3 protein-coding genes and 1 pseudogene are annotated in these 2,895 nt (G+C 62.9%); all 4 read left to right on the top strand.

Annotated features, from left to right (window positions below):
• Positions 1–515 (top strand): annotated as a pseudogene (locus SPHV1_RS03635) (conjugal transfer protein TrbE); the annotation flags it as partial.
• A complete protein-coding gene (locus SPHV1_RS03630) occupies positions 502–1,221 on the top strand; it encodes a VirB8/TrbF family protein (protein WP_054944716.1) in 720 nt (239 codons plus the stop codon). The pseudogene SPHV1_RS03635 and the gene SPHV1_RS03630, both read left to right, overlap by 14 nt.
• Before the next feature lie 17 nt (positions 1,222–1,238).
• A complete protein-coding gene (trbG, locus tag SPHV1_RS03625; RefSeq protein ID WP_006964392.1) occupies positions 1,239–2,222 on the top strand; it encodes a P-type conjugative transfer protein TrbG in 984 nt (327 codons plus the stop codon).
• A 26-nt stretch (positions 2,223–2,248) separates the two neighbouring features.
• On the top strand, positions 2,249–2,895 hold a 647-nt coding region (locus SPHV1_RS03620), incomplete at its 3' end, for a hypothetical protein (RefSeq protein WP_231634505.1).

Genomic DNA, 2,895 nt, shown 5'->3' with positions numbered 1-2,895 from the left:
CATGGATTATGCTGGGGCATCCCGCCTTCCGGGCCAAAATCCGCGAATGGCTCCGGGTGCTGCGCAAGTCCAACTGCCTTGTTCTCATGGCAACGCAAAGCCTGTCTGACGCCGCAAATTCGGGCATCCTTGACGTTATCGTGGAGTCCACCGCGACCAAGATTTTCCTGCCGAACGTCTATGCGCGCGATGACGATACCGCCCAACTCTACAGACGCATGGGCCTCAATACACGCCAGATTGAAATCTTGGCGACGGCCATCCCCAAGCGCCAATATTACTATCTCTCGGAACAGGGGCGGCGGCTCTTTGAGCTGGCGCTAGGCCCCGTGGCCCTGTCCTTCGTCGGCGCGACCGACAAGGAATCCATCGCCACCATTAAGGCCCTTGAAGCGGCCTATGGCCCGGCATGGGTCAACGAGTGGCTGGCCATCCGTGGCGTCGAATCCACCATTAATATCGGCCGCGCGGCGGCGGCCCCCTATACCTCGGAGAAGCTGCATGAGTCTGTTTGACAAGCTGCGGGGGCGGCGAGCTGCGGAAAGCGCCCCGGTTGATCCCAACCCCTACCTGAACGCGCGGCGGCAATGGAATGAGCATGTGGGCGGCATCGCTGCCTCGCGGCGCTTGTGGCAGACTATGGCAATCCTTTCGATGCTGATCGTCCTCGCCGCTGTCGGCGGCATCATAGCGATTGGCAGTCAGTCGAAATTCATCCCTTACGTGGTCCGCGTGGACTCGCTGGGGGACGCGATAGCGACCCAGCGGGCCGATGTGGCTTCGCCGGCCGATGCGCGCGTGGTGCAAGCGCAAGTCGGCTCCTTCATCCAGTCGGCCCGCATGGTGACGGCTGACGTTGAACTCCAAAAGCAAGCCATTTTCCGGGTCTATGGGATGCTCGCGCCGAACGATCCGGCGTTGGCAAAGATGACCGACTATCTCAACGGCAATCCCGACAATACGCCTTTCGCCCGCGCGGCGCGGGAAACCGTGTCGGTCGAAATCGCCTCGGTAATTCAGCAAACCAAGACCTCTTGGCAGGTCGATTGGACCGAGACGGAGCGCGATCGGCAAGGCCAGCCTATCCAGCCTCCGGCGAAAATGCGCGCGCTCGTCACGATCCGCGTTGCGCCGCCCAGCTCGGCCACCACGGAGGAACAAATTAAGCAAAACCCCTTGGGCGTGTTCGTCCAAGATTTCTCTTGGTCGCGCACACTCTGATGGGAGGGACAATCAACATGAAGAAGATCGCCTATTTCGCCGCCGCCCTCGCGGCGCTGCCTTCGATCGCGTCCGCGCAGGACGGTCCGCCGCTTCCCGACGACATGCCGCCCGCGAACGCGCCCATGCCTGCCGGGGGAGGGGCGCAAGTAGATCCCAATGCCTATATCAGCCCGCGCAATCCGAACCTGACGCGCACCCAGCGCGAGGGTCTGTCGATCGCGCGGCGCTGGCAGGCGGAAAGCGCCGAAGGCATCAAGCCGGTGCCGGGCACCGAAGGCGCGGTATTGTTCGCCTTCGGCACCTCCGAACCCTCCGTGGTCTGTGCTGTGCTGCAAATCTGCGATGTGCAGTTGCAGCCGGGCGAGAACATCAATTCGGTCAACGTGGGCGATAGCGCCCGCTGGCTGATCGAACCGGCCGTTTCCAATTCCGGGCCGAACGAAACCCAGCATCTTATCATCAAGCCGCTCGATGCGAACTTGAATACAACGCTGATCGTGACGACCGATCGCCGCACCTACCATATCCGGTTGGTGTCGCACCGGACGCAATTCATGTCGCGGGTGGCGTTCACCTATCCCGATGAAGCGCAAGCCAAATGGGCCGCTTTCCGCGCTCGATCGGACACGGCGCGCGCCGAAAACACGATGGCGGTGCCCGATGGCGCGCGCGGGACGGGCAGGGGAGGGAGCGAATATCTCTCCAATCTCGATTTCCACTATAGCGTTGACGGCCGCGCACGCTGGAAGCCCGTCCGGGTTTACAATGATGGCGTCAAAACCATCATCGAAATGCCGCACGCGATGGAGCAGACGGAAGCGCCATCGCTGCTGATCGTCCGGGCCGGGGGCAGCGTCTCCAAGGCGGCTGATACCTCCATCGTCAATTATCGGCTCCAAGATGGCCGCTACATTGTCGATCAGATTTTTGACCAAGCGGTCCTCATCTCCGGTGTCGGCAAGCGCCAAGAGCGCGTCACCATCACAAGGGGGGGCTGATCGTGCGCGGTGCGATTTTTGTATCAGTGGCTTTCCTGCTTACGAGCTGCGCGGGCGTTTCGCACCGGGACAGCTTCGCCGTTCCGGCTCCTCCCGATCAGGCCCAAGCCCTCGTTGACGATTCCGTGGCGGAGCTGGTGAAACTCTACCCGCCTGCGATTAGCCGGGTGCTGATCCCGACTACCGGGGGCGGGGCCTATGGTGACGGCTTGCGCTCCTCGATGCGCCAAGCAGGCTATGCGGTGATTGAGGCGGGCAAGGGCGTGAAGCCCGATCCTGCGGCCACGCCGTTGCGCTATTACGTCGATCAGCCAATTGCCGATTCCTACCGCGTGACGCTGCGGGTCGGCGCGCAAACTTTCTCCCGCATCTATGGCGTGGATGAAAAGGGTATCTACCCGTCTGCCGGGTGGGCGCTCGATCTGACCGGCGCAACGCCGGAGCTGATCGAACGGGCGAACCGGCCCGTAGCGCCTGCCGCACCTCCTCCCGTTCCGTCGCCCGTCGCCAGCACGCAACCCGGCTTCGGCGGCAATGGAACAGAGGCCGGAACGTGGTCTGTCAGCCTGACGGGCTTCTCCTCCGAAAGCGCAGCACGCGCCTATTGGCGCGCGACGGCGCGCCTTCGCCCTTCGTGGGCGAGCGTGACGCCGCGCTTTGTCCAAAACGGACG

Source organism: Novosphingobium sp. KN65.2 (assembly GCF_001368935.1).
Lineage (GTDB): Bacteria > Pseudomonadota > Alphaproteobacteria > Sphingomonadales > Sphingomonadaceae > Novosphingobium > Novosphingobium mathurense.
Note: the sequence above shows the minus strand (reverse complement) of the source record. Positions and strands in the feature narration are given on the sequence as shown.

Excerpts from the sequence above, each read along its gene's own strand:
- trbG (WP_006964392.1), top strand. The coding sequence starts at position 1,239 with ATGAAGAAGATCGCCTATTTCGCCGCCGCCCTCGCGGCGCTGCCTTCG.
- SPHV1_RS03630 (WP_054944716.1), top strand. The coding sequence starts at position 502 with ATGAGTCTGTTTGACAAGCTGCGGGGGCGGCGAGCTGCGGAAAGCGCC.